At 64.9% G+C, this 19,214-nt stretch carries 20 protein-coding genes; 14 read left to right on the forward strand and 6 right to left on the reverse strand.

Translation table 11 applies throughout. The features are described from left to right. The first annotated feature begins 33 nt into the window (after positions 1–33). Entirely contained in the window at positions 34–1,050 is a 1,017-nt protein-coding gene (locus ACSVIK_RS06065) for an AraC family transcriptional regulator ligand-binding domain-containing protein (protein ID WP_442443465.1), read from the forward strand. Here ACSVIK_RS06065 and ACSVIK_RS06070 read toward each other — a convergent pair. Then, positions 1,047–1,622: a DUF6436 domain-containing protein gene (locus ACSVIK_RS06070; RefSeq protein WP_442443466.1), complete on the reverse strand. Its 576-nt coding sequence runs from the start codon at positions 1,620–1,622 to the stop codon at positions 1,047–1,049. The genes ACSVIK_RS06065 and ACSVIK_RS06070 overlap by 4 nt on opposite strands. Before the next feature lie 110 nt (positions 1,623–1,732). Between ACSVIK_RS06070 and ACSVIK_RS06075 the strand changes: the two genes are divergently transcribed. Further along, positions 1,733–2,674: an alpha/beta hydrolase gene (locus ACSVIK_RS06075; protein ID WP_442443467.1), complete on the forward strand. Its 942-nt coding sequence runs from the start codon at positions 1,733–1,735 to the stop codon at positions 2,672–2,674. Between the two features lie 229 nt (positions 2,675–2,903). Here ACSVIK_RS06075 and ACSVIK_RS06080 read toward each other — a convergent pair whose 3' ends face one another. Next, the gene (locus ACSVIK_RS06080) at positions 2,904–3,668 is read right to left on the reverse strand and encodes a hypothetical protein (protein ID WP_442443468.1); all 765 of its coding nucleotides are present in this window, start codon (positions 3,666–3,668) and stop codon (positions 2,904–2,906) included. 120 nt (positions 3,669–3,788) lie between these two features. On the opposite strand from ACSVIK_RS06080, the gene ACSVIK_RS06085 reads away from it, so the two are divergent. Genes ACSVIK_RS06085 through ACSVIK_RS06095 form a run of 3 tightly spaced genes read left to right on the forward strand, consistent with a single transcriptional unit; the run spans position 3,789 to position 5,397 of the window. Beyond that, positions 3,789–4,406 (forward strand): 2OG-Fe(II) oxygenase, encoded by a 618-nt coding sequence (locus ACSVIK_RS06085; protein ID WP_442443469.1) that lies wholly within the window; start codon positions 3,789–3,791, stop codon positions 4,404–4,406. Positions 4,407–4,409: 3 nt separating this feature from the next. Beyond that, complete coding sequence (locus ACSVIK_RS06090) at positions 4,410–4,922, forward strand: DUF523 domain-containing protein (RefSeq protein WP_442443470.1); 513 nt, start codon at positions 4,410–4,412, stop codon at positions 4,920–4,922. A gap of 37 nt (positions 4,923–4,959) precedes the next feature. Next, positions 4,960–5,397 (forward strand): DUF4399 domain-containing protein, encoded by a 438-nt coding sequence (locus ACSVIK_RS06095; RefSeq protein WP_442443471.1) that lies wholly within the window; start codon positions 4,960–4,962, stop codon positions 5,395–5,397. Between the two features lie 252 nt (positions 5,398–5,649). Here the strand turns inward: ACSVIK_RS06095 and serA are convergent, their stop codons facing one another. After that, positions 5,650–6,879: a phosphoglycerate dehydrogenase gene (serA, locus tag ACSVIK_RS06100; protein ID WP_442443472.1), complete on the reverse strand. Its 1,230-nt coding sequence runs from the start codon at positions 6,877–6,879 to the stop codon at positions 5,650–5,652. 181 nt (positions 6,880–7,060) lie between these two features. Between serA and ACSVIK_RS06105 the strand changes: the two genes are divergently transcribed. The 5 genes from ACSVIK_RS06105 (at position 7,061) to ACSVIK_RS06125 (ending at position 11,753) form a co-directional block, all read left to right on the forward strand. Further along, positions 7,061–8,452 (forward strand): FAD-binding oxidoreductase, encoded by a 1,392-nt coding sequence (locus ACSVIK_RS06105; protein ID WP_442443473.1) that lies wholly within the window; start codon positions 7,061–7,063, stop codon positions 8,450–8,452. 86 nt (positions 8,453–8,538) lie between these two features. Further along, positions 8,539–9,204, forward strand: coding sequence for a fumarylacetoacetate hydrolase family protein (locus tag ACSVIK_RS06110; protein ID WP_442443474.1), 666 nt, complete (start codon positions 8,539–8,541; stop codon positions 9,202–9,204). Positions 9,205–9,283: 79 nt separating this feature from the next. Next, the gene (locus ACSVIK_RS06115) at positions 9,284–10,201 is read left to right on the forward strand and encodes an SdiA-regulated domain-containing protein (protein WP_442443475.1); all 918 of its coding nucleotides are present in this window, start codon (positions 9,284–9,286) and stop codon (positions 10,199–10,201) included. 231 nt (positions 10,202–10,432) lie between these two features. Continuing rightward, on the forward strand, positions 10,433–10,780 hold the full coding sequence (locus ACSVIK_RS06120; RefSeq protein WP_442443476.1) for a YgiW/YdeI family stress tolerance OB fold protein: 348 nt from the start codon (positions 10,433–10,435) through the stop codon (positions 10,778–10,780). A 61-nt stretch (positions 10,781–10,841) separates the two neighbouring features. Next, a complete protein-coding gene (locus tag ACSVIK_RS06125; protein ID WP_442443477.1) occupies positions 10,842–11,753 on the forward strand; it encodes an SdiA-regulated domain-containing protein in 912 nt (303 codons plus the stop codon). Positions 11,754–11,762: 9 nt separating this feature from the next. On the opposite strand, the gene cadR is transcribed toward ACSVIK_RS06125, so the two are convergent. Continuing rightward, positions 11,763–12,215, reverse strand: coding sequence for a Cd(II)/Pb(II)-responsive transcriptional regulator (cadR, locus tag ACSVIK_RS06130; RefSeq protein ID WP_442443478.1), 453 nt, complete (start codon positions 12,213–12,215; stop codon positions 11,763–11,765). Between the two features lie 78 nt (positions 12,216–12,293). Here cadR and ACSVIK_RS06135 point away from each other — a divergent pair, with 78 nt between their 5' ends. Then, a complete protein-coding gene (locus ACSVIK_RS06135; RefSeq protein WP_442443479.1) occupies positions 12,294–14,504 on the forward strand; it encodes a heavy metal translocating P-type ATPase in 2,211 nt (736 codons plus the stop codon). Between the two features lie 231 nt (positions 14,505–14,735). Here the strand turns inward: ACSVIK_RS06135 and rpiA are convergent, their stop codons facing one another. Next, complete coding sequence (gene rpiA, locus ACSVIK_RS06140; RefSeq protein WP_061240136.1) at positions 14,736–15,407, reverse strand: ribose-5-phosphate isomerase RpiA; 672 nt, start codon at positions 15,405–15,407, stop codon at positions 14,736–14,738. Positions 15,408–15,566: 159 nt separating this feature from the next. Here rpiA and ilvA point away from each other — a divergent pair, with 159 nt between their 5' ends. After that, on the forward strand, positions 15,567–17,081 hold the full coding sequence (gene ilvA / locus ACSVIK_RS06145) for a threonine ammonia-lyase, biosynthetic (protein ID WP_442443480.1): 1,515 nt from the start codon (positions 15,567–15,569) through the stop codon (positions 17,079–17,081). A 14-nt stretch (positions 17,082–17,095) separates the two neighbouring features. Then, positions 17,096–17,536: a DUF2269 domain-containing protein gene (locus ACSVIK_RS06150; RefSeq protein WP_442443481.1), complete on the forward strand. Its 441-nt coding sequence runs from the start codon at positions 17,096–17,098 to the stop codon at positions 17,534–17,536. A 398-nt stretch (positions 17,537–17,934) separates the two neighbouring features. Here ACSVIK_RS06150 and ACSVIK_RS06155 read toward each other — a convergent pair whose 3' ends face one another. Then, positions 17,935–18,588, reverse strand: a complete 654-nt coding sequence (locus ACSVIK_RS06155; RefSeq protein WP_442443482.1) for an HAD family hydrolase — start codon at positions 18,586–18,588, stop codon at positions 17,935–17,937. Positions 18,589–18,732: 144 nt separating this feature from the next. Between ACSVIK_RS06155 and ACSVIK_RS06160 the strand changes: the two genes are divergently transcribed. Beyond that, positions 18,733–19,212: an RNA pyrophosphohydrolase gene (locus tag ACSVIK_RS06160; RefSeq protein ID WP_159970811.1), complete on the forward strand. Its 480-nt coding sequence runs from the start codon at positions 18,733–18,735 to the stop codon at positions 19,210–19,212. The last annotated feature ends 2 nt before the right edge of the window (positions 19,213–19,214 follow it).

A 19,214-nucleotide genomic window follows, 5' to 3' on the forward strand; every position in this document is an offset into this window, starting at 1 on the left:
AAGTCTATCGTCAATTTTGCCCCGGATTCTGCCATGCCTGATGCCGAGCGCTCCGCATTCACCGCTCTGACGCACTCTGCCACCTTGCGCCGCCTGCTCTACGAGGCCCTGGCGGCACTGCGCCTGGATCCCACCGAGAGCTACCGACGGGCCTACGCCGGGGTGCCGCTGGCCTCGCCGCTGCGCGAGGCGCGTGAGGATCACGACAATGCGCCGCGCTTCTGGCAGGCCATCGCTGGCATCAGTGGCGATGCCGATATCGGCCTGCACCTGGCCGAAGCCATGCAGCCAAGGCCGATGGATGTGGTCGGTTACCTGCTGCTCAGCGCGGCCGACCTGCGTCAGGGGCTGCAGGCCTTCGTGCGTTTTCAGCACATTCTTTCCGGTGGCTTTGCCGCACGGCTGGAGGAGGGCAATGAGCAGGTGCGCCTGGTGATCGACCTCAACTACCGGGGCTTCGCGTCGTTGCGCCAGCAGATGGAATGCCTGGCCCTGCTGCTGCACAAGATGTTGCTGGCGGTCTGCCCGGTGCCCTTGCCGCTGCTGGGCGTCGAGTTTCGTCATGCCGCCCCGCGCCGGCTGCACGAGCATCGGCGCCTATTGGGCGTTACGCCGCTGTTCGAGCAGCCCCACGATGCCCTGATCCTGCCGCGTGGGGCGCTTGGTAGGCCGCTGCGTAGCGCCAATGCGCGGCTGTTCGAGGTGCTCTGCGAAGAGGCGCAGCGGCAACTGGAAGAACTGGTGGAAAACCAGTTGCTGGCGCGCGTGCGCTACTGGCTGGAGCGCAATCTGGGCCAGGCGCGCTGCGATCTGCGAAGCTGCGCGGCAGCGCTGGGTTTCTCCTATTCGGCGCTGCAGCGCGCACTGAGTGAACAGGGCAGCAGCTTTCGCGCCCTGCATGACGAGGTGCGCCGCCTCAAGGCGCTGCACCTGCTCGAACAGGGGCAGGCGGTGCGCGATGTGGCCCGTGCCTGTGGCTTCGCCGAGCTATCGCCGTTCTACCGGGCCTTTCACCGTTGGCAGGGAGGCACGCCGCGCGGGTATCGCTAATCCACGCTTTGCCAGTCACAGAAGCAGCCTACCGCCAGGGTGTTGCTGGCATCCACGCGGCGCCCTTCGGCCAGGGCTTCGAGGATCGGCTCGATGAAGCTGTTGCTCGAATTGCATACCAGCCCCTCGCTGTAGGGGCCGAAATAGGCAAGCTGGCCTTGCCGATCCCAGATCGCCACCGCCGGACTGGCCGGGATGGCGTCACTGCCTGGAAGTGTTTCCAGTACCTGCAGGCCGCCGAGATCGGCTGGCAGGCTGCCCTTGCTGCCGGGGCGTTGTACGGCGTAGAAGGCCACGCCCTTGGGCGCGTAGCCGCCGATCAGCTCGGCCAGGTGCTGCTGGTTGCCGACGTTGCACGGGCAGGCCGGATCCCAGAAATGCACCAGGCGGATCGGCCCAGGGCCGGCCAGTTCCTCGGGCAGGCGCAACGCGGCGCCGGAAAAGATTGCGGCGCGTTCGTCGAAGGGGCGCAGGTAGCGGGCCTCGAACCAGCGGTAGGCCATGAGCAAGGCCACCGCGCAGACGGCGGCCAGCAGCAGAGCGATCCAGGTAGTGCGTGATGGACGGGGCATGGGGGCAGGACTGGCAAACGGGCGCCTAGCTTGCCATGCCGCGCTCGGCAGCAGAATATCGCTGCATCGAGAAACTCTCTTCGCGTCATGCGAACCCTGTCGGAAGCCCCATGTCAGAGCCCTTCCAGCCCGAGCTGCTACGCCCCTTGCTGCGACCCTTGGCCGCAGCGCGCCTCGATCTTCCCGCCGTGCAGGCCTACCGCAGCTTCTATGGCCTCGACCTGGCGACGCGCCATGCCGGGCTGGACTGCCGCCTGGGCAGCTTCAACGCTGCCGGCTACCAGATCGCCGTGCAGCTCTGGGCACCGGCCGAGCCGCGCGGAACCTTGCTGCTGTTGCATGGCTATTACGACCATATGGGGCTGTATCGCCATGTCGTCGAGTGGGCCTTGGGCCTGGGGCTCGCCGTGCTGGCCTGTGACCTGCCAGGGCATGGTCTGTCCAGCGGCGCGCGGGCCAGCATCGACGACTTCGCCGAGTATCAGCAGGTGTTGCTCGGCCTGTTCGAGCAGGCCGCCGAGCTGGGGCTGCCGCAGCCCTGGCACCTGTGTGGGCAGAGCACCGGCGGGGCGATCCTGCTGGATTACCTGCTCACCGATGGCCAGCGACCCGAGCTGGGCCAGAGCATCCTGTTGGCACCGCTGGTGCGGCCGCGTGCCTGGAACTGGTCGAAGTTCAGCTACCTGATGCTCAGCCCCTTCGTGCGCGAGATTCCTCGGCGTTTCAGCGAGAACTCCAGCGACGCGGCCTTCATCGATTTCGTCCACAACCTCGACCCGCTGCAACCGCGCAGCCTGCCCACCCTCTGGGTCGGGGCGTTGAAACGCTGGGTGCCGCGCATCGAGGCCGCAGCGCGCAGCTCGCACAGCCCGCTGATCGTGCAGGGTGAAGAGGACATGACGGTGGACTGGCGGCACAACCTGGAGGTGCTACAGGACAAGTTCCGCCAGCCGAGCATCCTGCGCCTGCCCGAGGCGCGCCACCACCTGGCCAACGAGAACGAAACGCTGCGTCGGCGCTACTTCTACTTTCTCAGTGAGCGTTTGGCATAGCCGGCACAGGCGGTAGGAGCGGATTTATCCGCGATGGGCATGGTGCGTGCGTACCGGGCAGCGATTCGTGCGCGACGATGTACGCAGGCGGAGTTTCGCTGGAGAGTTGTGGTGCCGAAGTGGGCATGGCCCGGCGGGCTGTTCGCTGGCGCTCCTGAGCCCGCCCTACACGCTGGCCTCCTGAGCCCGGCCTACCTGCTGGCGTGCTGAGGTTGCCCTGCTTGATGATTCAGATGCCCTGCGGCGGTGGCACCAGCTCGCTGGTGCTCAGGCCCACGGCCAGGCCGGCGCGCAGGGCTGACAGGGCGGCCTTGTAGTAGGCCTGGCCATCGGCGGACTGGGCGAATTCGACGAACTGCTCCAGCTCCGGGTCGGACAGGTCGCGATAGACATGCAGCAGGGTATTGTCGAGATCCTGCTCGATCTGCGCCATCAGGCGTTCACGCTGGCCGTTGAGCAGGCTCTGTGCCTGGCCGCCGCTGAGCAGGCCGGGGATCATCTGGCTGAGGCTGTCGGCGGCCACGCCGGCCAGGGCCAGGCTGACCTCGGCACCGGCCTCCTTGGCCGGCAGGGCCTGCGCCAGGTGGCGGATCAGCAGGCGGCGGGTGGCATCGGCCTCGGTTCGGGGCAGGCCATTGGCGTAGCGTGCCAGTTGGTCACTGCTGGTGGCGCGCACCTCGGCGGCGACGATCTTGCGGCCCAGTTCGGACTCGAAGAAGGTCAGGGCCGGCTTGGGGTTGGCCAGCTCCATGCGCAGGCTGTACTCGGCACGGCGGTCGATGGAGGCCGCCGCGAAGCGCTGGTTGCTGTTGTCCACCAGTGCCTGGTAGACGGCCGGCGGCAGGGTGCTGCGGTAGCGTTGCTGGGCGGCGTCCAGTGCCTGGTTGAAATGCTCGCGCTGTTGCGGCCAGCCGGCCGCCTGGTACAGGCGCAGATGGTCGTCGGCCATGGCCGGCAGGGCCAGACAGAGCAACAGGGCAAACAGAACGCGCATCGCAAACTCCTTGGCAGACCGCCTGACCGTTGCACGGGACGAGGACTCGGCGGCGGGCTATTTTCAGTGGCTGGCATTGGCTTGTCGAGCGCTTCACCGGGGGCTGCTAGAATCGCCGGCATGACCGACATTCCTACCCCCTTTTCCGCTCTCATCAACGACCTGGCCAGCCAAGGTTGGTCCCAACAGGGGCTATTCGCCCCAGAGGGTCTGACCCGCGAACTGGCCGATGAGTGCCACCGCCGTGCGCAAAACGGCGACCTGCACGCCGCCGCCGTGGGTCGCGGCGAGGCCCAGCAGGTGCAGGAGGGCATTCGTGGCGACCGCATCCAGTGGCTCGAGCCGGGCCAGAGCGAGGCCTGCGACCGCTACCTGGGGCTGATGGACGAGCTGCGTCAGGCGCTCAACCAGGCCTTCTATCTGGGGCTGGAGGACTTCGAGTGCCACTTCGCCTGTTATGCCCCGGGAGCGTTCTACCAGCGCCATTTCGACCGTTTCCGCGACGACGACCGCCGTACCGTGTCGGCGGTGTTCTACCTCAACCACGACTGGCTGCCGGAGCAGGGAGGTGCGCTGCGCCTGCACCTGGCCGATGGCCGCGCGCACGATGTGCTGCCGCAGGCCGGCACCCTGGCGCTGTTCATGTCCGCCGAGGTGCCGCATGAGGTGCTGGCGGCCACCCGCGAGCGCCTGTCGCTGACCGGCTGGTTCCGCCGCCGTGGCGAGAGCCCGCTCTGAGTCATGCACAAGATTCTCGTCAGTCGCTGCCTGCTGGGCCATCACGTGCGCTACGACGGTGGCGCCCACGGCCCTTACGACCTGCTGCAGCAGTGGCTGGACGAGGGGCGGGTGGTGGCCCTGTGTCCGGAAGTGGCCGGCGGGCTGCCGACACCCAGGGCGCCCGCCGAGATCGCCGGTGGGCAGGGCGCGCAGGTATTGGATGGGCGCCTGCCGGTGCTGACCATCGAGGGTGGCGATGTCACCGATTCCTTCGTCGAGGGGGCGCAGCAGGCGTTGGCGCTGGTGCGTGAACACGGCATCCGTATGGCGCTGCTCAAGGCGCGCAGCCCTTCCTGCGGCAATCTGGAGAACTACGACGGCACCTTCAGTGGCGTGCGGGTGGCCGGTGAGGGGGTGACGGCTGCGCTGTTGCGTCGCGCCGGGGTGAGGGTATTCAACGAGCAGCAACTGGACGAGGCGCGGCAGGCCTTGTTGGCGCTGGAGAGCGAAACGGGAACGTCTGGCGCCGTTTAGAGTCCACCGTTTCCCTGTTTCTCTCGAGGACGCCGTGATGACCAGAACGCTGAATGCCATCTCTCTCTGCGCTGCCCTGCTGCTGGGCGCCAGTGCCACTGCCTGGGCCGACATGCCACGCACCGCGGCGCCGGAGGGTGCCAAGGTGTACTTCATCGAGCCGGCCGATGGCGCCACGGTGGATCAGACCTTTACCGTCAAGTTCGGCCTCAAGGGCATGGGCGTGGCGCCGGCAGGTGTCGATATGGCGGGTACCGGGCACCATCACCTGCTGATCGACGTCGACAAGCTGCCGCCGATGAACGCCCCCTTGCCGATGACCGATGCCATCCGCCACTTCGGCAAGGGCCAGACCGAAACCCAGCTGACCCTGCCGCCAGGCAAGCACACCCTGCAGTTGCTGGTCGGGGACAAGAACCACGTACCGCTGGATCCGCCGGTGATGTCGGAGAAGATCAGCGTCACGGTCAAATGATTCCGTAGCCCGGAGGCAATCCGGGGGGCAAGGCGCCAGACATCCCCGGATTGCATCCGGGCTACGGAGCTCCCTGTAGGAGCGAGCTCTGCTCGCGAAGCTTCTCGGTCGCCCAGGTTCGCGAGCAGAGCTCGCTCCTACAATCAGGCGGATGCTTTGCAACTCGCCGAAATCGCTGCCGGTAGAGCTTCCAGGCCAAGCCAAACGAAAAAGGGCGACCCGAGGGTCGCCCTTTTCATTTCCGCCTGTCGCTTAGAACAGCACGCGGCTACGGATGGTGCCATGCACCTGCTGCAGCTTCTCCAGCGCCAGATCGGAGTACTCGGCGTCGACGTCGATCACCACGTAGCCGACCTTGTCGTTGGTCTGCAGGAACTGGCCGGAGATGTTGATGTTGTTGTCAGCGAACACCTTGTTGATCTCGCTCATCACGCCCGGCACGTTCTCGTGGATGTGCAGCAGACGGTGCTTGCCAGCATGGGCCGGCAGGGCCACTTCGGGGAAGTTGACCGAGGATACCGAGGTGCCGTTGTCGCTGTACTTGACCAGCTTTTCGGCCACTTCCAGACCGATGTTGGCCTGGGCTTCGGCGGTGGAACCACCGATGTGCGGGGTGAGGATCACGCGATCCAGGCCGCGCAGCGGGCTCTCGAAGATGTCGTCGTTGGACTTGGGCTCGACCGGGAACACGTCGATGGCGGCGCCGATCAGGTGCTCGTCCTTGATCGCATTGGCCAGGTGATCCAGCTCGACCACGGTGCCACGCGCGGCGTTGATCAGGATGGCACCCTTCTTCATGGCGCGGATTTCCTTCTCACCGATCATCCACTGAGTGGATGGCAGCTCCGGTACGTGCAGCGAGACGATGTCGGCCAGGCCCAGCAGCTCGTGCAGGCTGCCGATCTGCGTGGCGTTGCCCAGCGGCAGCTTGGTCACGGTGTCGTAGAAATACACCTGCATGCCCAGCGCCTCGGCCAGCACCGAGAGCTGGGTGCCGATGGAGCCGTAGCCGATGATGCCCAGCTTCTTGCCACGGATCTCGAAGGAGTTGGCCGCCGACTTGATCCAGCCGCCGCGATGGCAGGAGGCGTTCTTCTCGGGGATGCCGCGCAGCAGCAGGATGGCTTCGGCCAGCACCAGTTCGGCCACCGAACGGGTGTTGGAGTAGGGCGCGTTGAACACGGCGATACCGCGCTCGCGGGCGGCGTCCAGGTCGACCTGGTTGGTGCCGATGCAGAAGCAGCCGACGGCGACCAGCTTCTTCGCACAGTCGAAGACCTCGGCGGTCAGTTGGGTACGCGAGCGAATGCCGATGAAGTGGGCATCGGCGATCCTCTCTTTCAGCTCCTCGCCTGACAGGGCGGTCTTGAGGTACTCGATGTTGGTGTAACCGGCGGCCTTCAGCGTGTCTACGGCGTTCTGGTGCACGCCTTCGAGAAGAAGGAACTTGATCTTGCTCTTTTCGAGAGAGGTCTTGCTCATCGGAGTACCTGTGTCCCACAGAAGAATGTCAGGGAAGGGCCGAGAAACTCAGCCAGCGCCCGCAGATCGCTGCATGTCACGATTCGCGGGGTGCGTATGCTAGCATGTTCGCCTTTTTCAATGCTCGGTTGCGACCTGAATGGTTCTCAGGGCGACCATGAATCCTTTGAGAGTTCACTTGATGACTACAGCGGTGCAGATCGAAGAGCTGAAGACCCTGGTCGAGCCCGGCAAGGTGCTGACCGACGCCGATTCCCTGGAAACCTATGGCAAGGATTGGACCAAACAGTACGCCCCTGCGCCTTCGGCCATCGTCTTCCCCAAGACCACCGAACAGGTGCAGGCCATCGTGCGCTGGGCCAATCAGCACAAGATCGCCCTGGTGCCCTCCGGTGGCCGTACCGGCCTGTCCGCCGCTGCCGTGGCGGCCAATGGCGAGGTGGTGGTGTCGTTCGACTACATGAACCGCATCGTCGAATTCAACGAATACGACCGCACCGTGGTCTGCCAGCCGGGCGTGGTGACCAAGCAACTGCAACTGTTCGCCGAGGAAAAGGGCCTTTATTACCCGGTGGATTTCGCCTCGAGTGGCTCCAGCCAGATTGGCGGCAATATCGGCACCAATGCCGGCGGCATCAAGGTGATTCGCTACGGCATGACCCGCAACTGGGTCGCCGGCCTGAAAGTGGTCACCGGCACCGGCGAGCTGCTGGAGCTGAACCGCGACCTGATCAAGAACGCCACCGGTTATGACCTGCGCCAGCTATTCATCGGCGCCGAGGGCACCCTGGGCTTCGTCGTCGAAGCCACCATGCGTCTGGAACGCGCGCCGAAGAACCTCACCGCGATGGTGCTCGGCACGCCGGATTTCGACTCCATCATGCCGGTGCTGCATGCCTTCCAGGGCAAGCTCGACCTGACCGCCTTCGAGTTCTTCTCCGACCGCTGCCTGGAGAAGATCCTCGGCCGTGGCGACGTGCCGGCGCCGTTCGAGAGCCGCACGCCGTTCTACGCCCTGCTGGAGTTCGAGGCCCTCAACGAGGACGTGGCCAACGAAGCCCTGGCCACCTTCGAGCACTGCGTCGAGCAGGGCTGGGTGCTCGATGGGGTGATGAGTCAGAGCCAGCAGCAGCTGGAAAACCTGTGGAAGCTGCGCGAGTACATCTCCGAGACCATCAGCCACTGGACGCCGTACAAGAACGACATCTCCGTTACCGTCGGCCAGGTGCCAGCCTTCCTCAAGGACATCGACGACATCGTTTCGGCCAACTACCCGGACTTCGACGTGCTCTGGTACGGCCATATCGGCGACGGCAACCTGCACCTGAACATCCTCAAGCCCGAAGCGCTGGCCAAGGAAGACTTCTTCGCCAAGTGCGCAGTGGTCAACCAGTGGGTGTTCGAGATCGTCGAGAAGTACAACGGCTCGATCAGCGCCGAGCATGGCGTCGGCATGACCAAGCGCGACTATCTGCAGTACAGTCGCTCGGCAGCCGAGATCGCCTGCATGAAGGCGATCAAGGCGGTGTTCGACCCCAACGGGATCATGAATCCCGGCAAGATCTTCAATTAAAGCCGCAAGCTTCAAGCTGCAAGCCGCAAGAAAAGCAGGGCGCGGATTCACTTGTAGCTTGGGGCTTGTAGCTGCGGAGCAACCCCATGAGCTATCAGCATCAGTACGTCGACGGCACCACCGTGCACTTCCCGCTCGGCAAGGTGGTGTGCATCGGCCGCAATTACGCCGAGCACGCCAAGGAACTGAATAACCCGGTGCCCAGCGAGCCGCTGCTGTTCATCAAGCCCGGCTCCTGTGTGGTGCCGCTCGATGGCGGCTTCGCCATCCCCGAGGATCGTGGCGCGGTGCATTACGAGGCGGAAATCGCCGTGCTGATCGGCAAACCGCTGTCATCGAAGCCCGATGCCGAGGAAGTGCGCGATGCCATCAGCGGTTTCGCTCCGGCACTGGATCTGACCCTGCGCGACGTGCAGGCCAAGCTCAAGGAAAAGGGCTACCCCTGGGAAATCGCCAAGAGCTTCGACGGCGCCTGCGTGCTGGCGCCCTTCGTGCCGGGCGATGCCATCGAGGATCTGAGCGATATCGGCATTCGCCTGGTGATCAATGGCGAAACCCGTCAGGACGGCAACAGCCGCGACATGCTCAACCCCATCGTCGGCATGATCCAGCACATGGCCGGGCACTTCGCCCTGCAGCCGGGTGACGTCATCCTCACTGGCACGCCGGTGGGCGTCGGCGCGCTGAACAAAGGCGACGAACTGGAGCTGGAGCTGGTCGGTCATAGCCGCTTTAGCAGCCGTGTACTGTAAGTAAGACCGCCGCCCCAGGGCGGTGGAACTCCCGTCGTTGGCCGGGGTCGCATGGGCACCTTGCAGTCGAGTCGTCGCGATGTCCTCTCTCCGCTCCCGCCTGAAGCGCCCGCGCTATTGGCTTACCTGTTGTGCGCTGCTGGCCTGCGGCGTGCTGGTGAAGACCCAGCACTGGGACGACCGCGCCCAGCTCTGGTGGCAGGAGCGCTCCACGCCGCTGGGCAATCGCCTCGCCAGTATCTGGCTGCCCGGTTACCGCGCTGTGGTGCAGGCCAAGGCCCTGGCCGGCCTGGAAGAGGACGAAACCTCCGGGCTGACCTACAACCCGCAGACCGGCACCCTGTTCACCGTTACCGGCAAGCATCCGCTTTTGGTGGAGTTGTCCCGTGATGGCGATATCCTGCGGCGCATCTCGCTCAAGGGCTTCTCCGACCCGGAGGGGGTGGAGATGCTCGACAACGGTCGCATGGCCATAGTCGACGAGCGCCGCCGCCAGCTCACCACCTTCACCCTGCAGGACGATGCGTTCGAGCTCAATGCCGCCGATTTTCCCGGCTTCGACCTGGGCTTTGCCGACGCCGGCAACAAGGGCTTCGAGGGCCTGGGCTGGGATTCGCGCAGCCACAGCCTGCTGCTGGGCAAGGAACGCAGCCCGCTGGGTCTGTTCAGCCTGCCCTTCCCCGGTGAGGACGGCAGCGCTGGCGCGCTGCAACCGCTGCTATCGGATCATCTGGCGCTGCGTGACATCTCCTCCCTGAGCGTGGATGAGCGTACCGGCCACCTGCTGGTGCTGTCCGACGAGTCGCGCATGCTGCTGGAACTCGACCGTGCCGGCCAGCCAGTCAGCTTCCTCAGCCTCAATGGCGGGTTCAATGGTTTGCACAGCGGCATCGAGCAGGCCGAAGGCGTGGCCATGGACGAGAGCGGCGATATCTACATCGTCGCCGAACCCAACCTGTTCTATCGCTTTCGCAAGTCTCTGCCAGGTGCGGGCTGAGCTTGAAAAACTATCTACGTTGCCATTGCTGCGTTAAAAACAGGCTCAAAATGCTCATTTACAGCTCGTAAACTCCGCTTTTTCGCCTGTTTTTGCCTTGCACTGGCTGCCTCGCCTACGTTTTTCAACGGCCTGCTAGAGCATTCAGCTTGGCTTAAGCGGCGATTCAGTCTGGCTTCAGCTTGCGGCACTAATCTGACCCCGTCACTTACGAACAACGAGGTTCTCAACATGAAACGTACCGCTCTCGCTCTGATGTTCCTGCCGCTGCTCAGCACTGCCGCTTTCGCCACCGGCTACACCGGCCCGAGCGCTACGGCGCAGGTCACCACCGTTGCTGCCGCGCAGCAGGCCGCCGACGACACCCACGTCGTGCTGGAAGGTCAGATCGTCAAGCGCCTGCAGGACGAACTGTACGAATTCAAGGACGCCACCGGCACCATCCAGGTGGAGATCGACGACGAAGACTGGCCGAACCAGACCGTCTCGGAAAACGCCAAGGTGCGCCTGACCGGTGAAGTCGACAAGGATCTCGACAATCGTGAGATCGATGTCGACCGTGTCGAACTGATCAACTGATCCCCGCTGTTCTGCCCACCCGCCACAGATAAGCTGTGGCGGGTTTTTTCGTGAGATCACCATGCGCCGCCTGCTTGCCATCAACCCCTGGTTCTACCTGCTCGGCCTGGCGTTGCTGGCCATTGCCGTGGCGGCCCAGCAATACCGCCTGTTCGAGCGCGCCTGGTTCGCCGTGCAGGAGTGGCAGCATGGTGAGCAGTGGCGCGAGCGCTCCTTGTGGCTGGGCGATTACCGCGTGGTGATCGAGGCCAAGGCCATCGGCGATATCAGCGATGTGTCGGCGCTGACCTTCGATCCGGATCGGCGCAGCCTGTTCAGCGTCACCAACAAGCCGGCCAGGGTGATCGAGCTGAGCCTGCAGGGCGATCTCAAGCGCACCATCGACCTGCAGGGGTTCGGCGATCCCGAGGCCATCGAATACGTGGCGCCCGGCACCTACGTAATCGCCGACGAGCGCGAACAGCGCCTGGTCAAGGTGCGTATCGACGATGCCACGCGCGTGCTCGATGCGGCCGACTACCAGCAGCTCTCGCTGGGCATCGGCCGTAATGGCAACAAGGGCTTCGAGGGGCTGGCCTATGATGCCGCCAACCACCGCCTGCTGGTGGCCAAGGAGCGTGACCCGGTGCGTATCTTCGAGGTGCTGGGCTTCCCTCATGTCGACGAGAGCAAGCCGCTGGCCCTGCAGGTCAACACCGATCCCAAGCGTGATGCGCGGCTGTTCGTGCGCGATCTGTCGAGCCTGGACTTCGACGCCGCTACCGGCCACCTGCTGGCACTATCGGATGAGTCGCGCCTGGTGATCGAGCTGGATACCGAGGGCAAGCCGATCAGCACCCTGTCCCTGCTGCCCGGTCAGCATGGCCTCAAACGCAGCGTGCCGCAGGCCGAAGGGGTGGCCAGCGACGAGGTGGGTAACCTGTACCTGATCAGCGAGCCAAACCTGTTCTACGTATTTCGCAAGCCGCAGTGACGCCTAGCGTCAATGTGAATGGCTCTTGCCGACATGGGTATGGTTGTCGTCCGGTAGCGGCTGCACGCCGCCGCTGACGTTGAGCTGGCGAATGATGCCGCAGTCCTCCGCCTCCTTGGGGCCATGGCAGCGGTCGCGCAATTCGCTGAGTTGATCACGCAGGGCCATCAGGCTGTCGATGCGCGCCTGCACGTGCTCGATATGTTCGTCCACCAGGCTGTTGATGCCGGCGCAACTCTCATGGGGCAGGTCGCGCAAGGCCAGCAGACGCTGGATCTCTTCCAGGGTCATGTCCAGGGTGCGGCAGTTGCGGATGAACACCAGGCGTTCCAGGTGATTCTGGTCGTAGACGCGGTAGTTGCCCTCGGTGCGTGCCGGCTCGGGCAGCAGGCCTTCGCGTTCGTAGTAGCGCACCGTCTCCACCTGGCAGCCGGCCTTTTTCGCCAATTCTCCGATTTTCATGGAATCGCCTCCTATTGCTTGACCCTATAGTGACTACAGGGTGTGTACTCGGCAACAGAGACCTGACGGAGAGTTGCCATGAGTCGCTGCTGCGATCACACGCATCAACAGACGCCTGCCCACCATGACCATGCCGGGCATGATCAGCAGGGCGCAGCCCATTCGGCGAGCGACGAGCCGCTGACGGGCGCGCAGAACACCCGCATTCGCATCGAGCAGATGGACTGCCCGACGGAGGAGCGCCTGATCCGTGATGCTTTGGGCCGCCTGCCTGGCGTTGCCGGGCTGCACTTCAACCTGCTGCAGCGGGTGCTCACCGTCAGCCATGAGGCCGGGGCGCTGGCTCAGGTGCTGCCGGCCATTCGCACGCTGGGCTTTACCCCGCAGGTGGAGGACGAGGGCACGGCGCAGCAGGCACACGCCGCGCCGGCAAAAGCGTCTTGGTGGCCGTTGGCTATGGCGGGTGTGCTGGCGACGGCGGCCGAGGTCGCGCACTTCGCTGCGCTCGGCACCGACTGGCTGGTGGCCGTGCTGGCCCTGGCGGCCATCGGTCTGTGTGGGCTCAATACCTACAAGAAGGGCTGGATCGCCCTGAAGAACCGTAACCTCAATATCAACGCGCTGATGAGCATTGCCGTGACCGGTGCGGTGTTGATCGGCCAATGGCCGGAAGCGGCGATGGTGATGGTGCTGTTCAACCTGGCCGAGCTGATCGAGGCGCGCTCGCTGGATCGGGCGCGCCATGCCATCCGTGGCTTGATGGATCTGGCGCCATCGCGCGCCACGCTCAGGCAGGCCGATGGCAGTTGGCAGGAGGTGGATGTGCAGTCCATCGGCCTGGATGCCGTGGTACGTGTACGCCCTGGCGAGCGCATCAGCCTCGACGGCGAGGTGGTCAGCGGCAGTTCGACGGTCAACCAGGCGCCGATCACCGGAGAAAGCCTGCCGGTGGAGAAGCGCAGCGGGGATGCAGTGTTCGCCGGCACCATCAACGAGGCCGGTTCGTTGGAGTTTCGCGTTACGGCGGCGGCACGCGACACCACCCTGGCGCGCATCATCCATGCGGTGGAAGAGGCGCAGGGTTCGCGCGCGCCGACCCAGCGCTTCGTCGACCAGTTCTCGCGCATCTATACCCCGGCGGTGTTCGTCTTCGCCCTGGCGGTGGCGGTACTGCCACCGCTGCTGATCGGCGGCGCCTGGTTCGACTGGATCTACCGCGCCCTGGTGCTGCTGGTGGTGGCCTGCCCCTGCGCGCTGGTAATTTCCACCCCGGTGACCATCGTCAGCGGCCTGGCGGCGGCGGCGCGCAAGGGCATTCTGATCAAGGGTGGTGTCTATCTGGAGAATGGTCGGCATCTGGCCCTGCTGGCGCTGGACAAGACCGGCACCCTGACCCACGGCAAGCCGGTGCAGACCGACAGCCTCCAGCTGTTGGACAATGCCGAGCCCGAGCATGCCATCTGGGCGGCGAGCCTGGCCGCGCGCTCCGATCACCCGGTTTCCCGGGCGCTGGCCCAGCATGCCGACCAGCAGGGGCAGACCCTGCGAGAGGTGGAAGACTTCGAGGCGCTAGCGGGGCGGGGCACCAAAGGTCGGGTCGATGGCAGGCTGCTGTACCTGGGCAACCACCGCCTGGTGGAAGACCTCGGGCTCTGCTCGGCGCAGTTGGAACAGCGTCTGGAGGCGCTGGAGCGCCAGGGCAAGAGCCTGGTGGTGCTGTGCGACGAGCAGCGCCCGCTGATGCTCTTCGCCGTGGCCGATACGGTGCGCCAGAGCAGCCGTGAGGCCATCGCCGAATTGCACGAGCTGGGGGTGCGCACCTGCATGCTCACTGGCGACAACGCCCACACCGCTGCGGCCATCGCCGAGCAGGTTGGTATCGATGAAGCGCGTGGCGACCTGCTGCCGGCGGACAAACTGGCCTGGGTCGAAGTGCGACAGGGGCAGGGCAAGGTGGTGGGCATGGTGGGTGACGGCATCAACGATGCACCGGCACTGGCCAAGGCCGAGATCGGTTTCGCCATGGGTGCCGCCGGCACCGATACTGCCATCGAAACGGCGGATGTCGCGCTGATGGACGACGACCTGCGCAAGATTCCGGCCTTCGTCCGCCTGTCGCTCCAGACCCACGCCATCCTCGTGCAGAACATCGCCCTGGCGCTGGGCATCAAGGCGATCTTCCTGGCCATGACCCTGGCTGGCGAGGCGACCATGTGGATGGCCGTGTTCGCGGATATGGGCGTGAGCCTGATGGTGGTGTTCAACGGGTTGCGGTTGTTGCGCAAGTGAACACCCGGCCCGTAACCCGGATTTCATCCGGGCTACTCAGGCGCACAGGCTTCATGTAGGAGCGAGCTCTGCTCGCGAACCCTGGCAAATGGCAAAAGCTTCGCGAGCAGAGCTCGCTCCTACCTTGATGCACCACGTTTTGCTTCCGGGGTTCCGAGCGAGGTCACGCCGTGCCGGATGCAATCCGGGAGCGTTGCGTCAGGCATCCCCGGATTTCATCCGGGCTATGTTCTAGCGCTTGAGCTCTTTCACGCCCTCGGCAGTACCGAGCAGCAGCAGATCCGCCGGGCGGGCGGCGAACAGGCCGTTGGTGACCACACCGACGATGGCGTTGATATCCGCTTCCAGCTTCACCGGGTCGACGATCGACATGTTGTGCACGTCGAGGATGATGTTGCCGTTATCGGTCAGCACGCCCTCGCGGTACACCGGGTCGCCGCCGAGCTTGACCAGCTCGCGAGCCACGTGGCTGCGGGCCATGGGGATGACTTCCACCGGCAGCGGGAATTCGCCTAGTACCGGCACCAGCTTGCTGGCGTCGGCGATGCAGATGAAGGTCTTGGCCACAGCGGCGACGATCTTCTCGCGGGTCAGTGCGGCGCCGCCGCCCTTGATCAGGTTGAGGTGCTCGTCGCTCTCGTCGGCACCATCGACGTAGAACTCCAGGTCGCTGACAGCGTTGAGGTCGTATACCGGGATGCCATGGCCCTTGAGGCGCGCGGCGGTGGCTTCGGAGCTGGCCACGGCGCCGTCGAATTCCATCTTGTGCTGGGCCAGCGCGTCGATGAAGAAGTTGGCGGTGGAGCCGGTGCCGACGCCGACGATGCTCTTGCTGTCGAGGCGCGGGAGAATGTGGTCGACGGCGGCCTGGGCCACGGCCTGTTTCAGCTGATCCTGGTTCATCGCGGGTCTGTGCCTGGGAGTAGGGAAACGAGAGGGGCGAATTATAGCGGCAAGTGGTGTGCTCACGGGGCAAAACCCGCGTGTTTCGTATGGTCGCCTGGCGCGGCGCTGGGGTAGACTCGGCAGTCCTCTCAAAGCCCGAACGCCTGCGAAATCGCCATGCTCGAACAGTACGTGAAGAAGATCCTCACCTCGCGCGTCTACGACGTCGCGGTGGAAACCCCGCTGCAACCCGCCCGTCAGCTCAGCGAGCGCCTGGGCAATCAGATTCTGCTCAAGCGCGAGGATCTGCAGCCGGTGTACTCGTTCAAGATTCGCGGCGCCTACAACAAGCTGGCACAGCTCTCGCCCGAAGAGCTGGCGCGTGGCGTGGTCACCGCTTCGGCCGGCAACCACGCCCAGGGCCTGGCCCTGGCCGCCAAGACCCTGGGAGTCAAGGCCACCATCGTCATGCCGCGCACCACGCCAGAGCTGAAAGTGCAGGGTGTGCGCTCCCGTGGCGGCAAGGCGGTGCTGCACGGCGATGCCTTCCCCGAGGCGCTGGCGCACTCGCTGAAACTGGTGGAGGAGAAGGGGTACACCTATATCCACCCCTACGACGACCCGCTGGTGATCGCCGGCCAGGGTACCGTGGCCATGGAGGTGCTGCGTCAGCATCAGGGGCGTATCGACGCCATCTTCGTCCCGGTCGGTGGCGGCGGCCTGATCGCCGGCATCGCTGCCTACGTGAAGTACCTGCGCCCGGAGATCAAGGTGATCGGCGTCGAGCCGGACGATTCCAACTGCCTGCAGCAGGCGCTGGCGGCGGGTGAGCGGGTGGTGCTGCCGACTGTCGGGCTGTTCGCCGATGGTGTGGCGGTGGCGCAGATCGGCCAGCACACCTTCGATATCTGCAAGCATCACGTCGATGAGGTGATCACCGTCAGTACCGATGAAATCTGTGCGGCGATCAAGGACATCTACGACGACACCCGTTCGATCACCGAGCCGGCCGGCGCCCTGGCTGTGGCCGGGATCAAGAAGTATGTAGAGCGCGAAGGCGCCAGTGGCCAGGTGCTGGTGGGCATCGATTCCGGCGCCAACGTCAACTTCGACCGCCTGCGCCACGTCGCCGAGCGCGCCGAGCTGGGGGAGAAGCGCGAGGCCATCATCGCCGTGACCATTCCCGAGCAGCCGGGCAGCTTCAAGGCCTTCTGCGAGGCGGTGGGCAAGCGCCAGATCACCGAGTTCAACTACCGCTACCACACCGGCAGCGAAGCGCACATCTTCGTCGGCGTGCAGACTCACCCGGAGAACGACCCGCGTGCCGCGCTGGTCGAGGGCCTGCGCGCCCAGGGCTTCCCGGTGCTGGATCTGACCGACAACGAGCTGGCCAAGCTGCATATCCGCCATATGGTCGGTGGCCACGCCGCCGGCGTGGGTGACGAGATGGTGCTGCGCTTCGAGTTCCCCGAGCGGCCGGGTGCGCTGTTCAACTTCCTGCAGAAGCTGGGTGGGCGCTGGAACATCTCGATGTTCCACTACCGTAACCACGGCGCCGCCGACGGCCGCGTGCTGGCCGCGCTGCAGGTGCCGGAAGACGAACGCCATCTGGTGCCGGAGGCGCTGGACGCCATCGGTTACCCCTATTGGGACGAGAGCGAAAACCCGGCTTATCGCCTGTTTCTGGGCTGAACAAGGACTTCCTGATGGAACACTACCTGCTGGTTCGCATTCTCCATGGCGCCCCGGGCGTATTGCTGCTGCTCGGCCTGATCGCCCATGGCGTGATGCTGTTCAAGGCGCAGCGCAGCGGCGATGCGGCCGTGCTGGCGCGCAAGCTGTGCGTGACCCTGTTGTTCAGCTTTCCCGCATTCGCTGTGTTGGCGCTCAGCCTGCCGCTTACCGGCTACTGGCTGGTGGACACCGCCGGTTGGCCGCTGGGGCAGACCTGGCTGCTGCTCGGCAGCATTCTCTACGCGGTGATGATGCTGCTCGGTCTGCTGCTGGCCGGTCGCCTGGCCGCCTGGCGTGCACTGGGCGATACGCCGGCACCGACGGCGCTCAAGCGTCTGTGCCTGATCTATGCCGGGCTGATTCTGGCGTTGCTGCTGGTCATCATGGCCCTGATGGGGGCCAAGCCGGCCTGATTGAGACTAGGTCCCGGATTGCATCCGGGCTACGGGCGCTTCGGCGGCTCAGCACCCCTTTTCGTGCTCCTGCGTGCCGAGGCATCTGCTACCCGGTGCGCGCAGCGCACCCTACGTCATTGCACGGCATGCGCTCGGATTCGTAGGGTGCGCTATGCGCACCAGCTTCTGACAAGGGGCTGGCGTAGGTTGTGCTGCCGAACTCGGCATGGCCCGGCGGACTGTTCGCTGGCGCTCCTGAGTCCGACCTACGGGCTCTTCGCGATCGTGCGTGTCGGGGCATCTGCTACCCGGTGCGCGCAGCGCACCCTACGTCGTTGCGGTGTGCGCTTGGGTTCGTAGGGTGCGCTATGCGCACCAGCACCTGACAAGGCGTGGTGCGCAGGGCAAACCGAGGCTCAGCGCAGCGAGATCACCGGCCAGCCGCGTTCGAGGGCGGTGGCGCGCAGCACGTCGTCCGGATCCACGGCCACCGGGTTGGCCACGGCTTCCAGCAGCGGCAGGTCGTTGCGCGAGTCGCTGTAGAAGTAAGCGTCGTCCAGGCTGTAACCCGTTTCTGCCAACCATTCGTTCAAGCGCGTCACCTTGCCGCCCTGATAGCACGGCGTGCCGGTGATTTGGCCGGTGTAGCGGCCATCGACCATGCCGCATTCGGTGGCGATCAGGGTTTCCACGCCGAGGCGCTCGGCGATTGGGGCGGTGACGAAGCGGTTGGTGGCGGTGATGATCACCAGCTTGTCGCCAGCGGCGCGGTGCTCGGCCAGCAATGCTTCGCCCTTGGCCAGGATGATCGGCTCGATCACCTCGGTCATGAACTCGCGGTGCCACTGCGCCAGTTGCGCCATGTCGCTGCGGCCGAGAATGGCCTGGCTGAAGTTCTGATAGGCCACCACATCCAGCTTGCCGGCACAGTAGTCGGCATAGAAGGCATCGTTGCGCGCCAGGTACTCGGCGGCATCCACCAGGCCGCGCCGGCAGATGAATTCGCCCCAGCTATGATCGCTGTCGCCAGCCAGCAGGGTGTTGTCGAGATCGAAAAGGGCCAAACGCACGGTTGCCTACCTGTTCTGCAAGGGTCGAGAGCGCGCCAGAATAGCCGCTTTGCCAGGGCTTTCAAACTGCGCCAAAACCTGCGTTGCTGCTGTCGGCGGCTTTGTGGAACAATGCCCTAACTTGCGTCTATGAGGTTGCTTGCCGTGATCGATTCCGATGGTTTCCGCCCGAATGTCGGCATCATCCTGACCAACGATGTCGGCCAGGTGCTCTGGGCGCGCCGAATCAACCAGGACGCCTGGCAGTTCCCCCAGGGCGGCATCAATGACCGTGAGTCGCCTGAAGAAGCACTGTACCGTGAACTGAACGAGGAGGTCGGGCTCGAAGAACGGGACGTGAAGATCCTCGCCTGCACCCGTGGCTGGTTGCGTTATCGTCTGCCTCAACGCCTGGTACGCACCCACAGTCAACCACTGTGCATCGGGCAGAAGCAGAAGTGGTTCCTGCTGCGCCTGACCGGCTCCGAGGATCGCGTGCGCATGGATCTGACCGGCAAACCGGAATTCGATGGCTGGCGCTGGGTCAGCTACTGGTATCCGCTGGGCCAGGTGGTCACCTTCAAGCGCGAGGTTTACCGCCGGGCCCTCAAGGAACTTGCACCGCGCCTCAGTGTGCGCGACTGATT

Origin of the sequence: Pseudomonas sp. NCHU5216 (genome assembly GCF_052156495.1) — a bacterium.
Lineage (GTDB): Bacteria > Pseudomonadota > Gammaproteobacteria > Pseudomonadales > Pseudomonadaceae > Aquipseudomonas.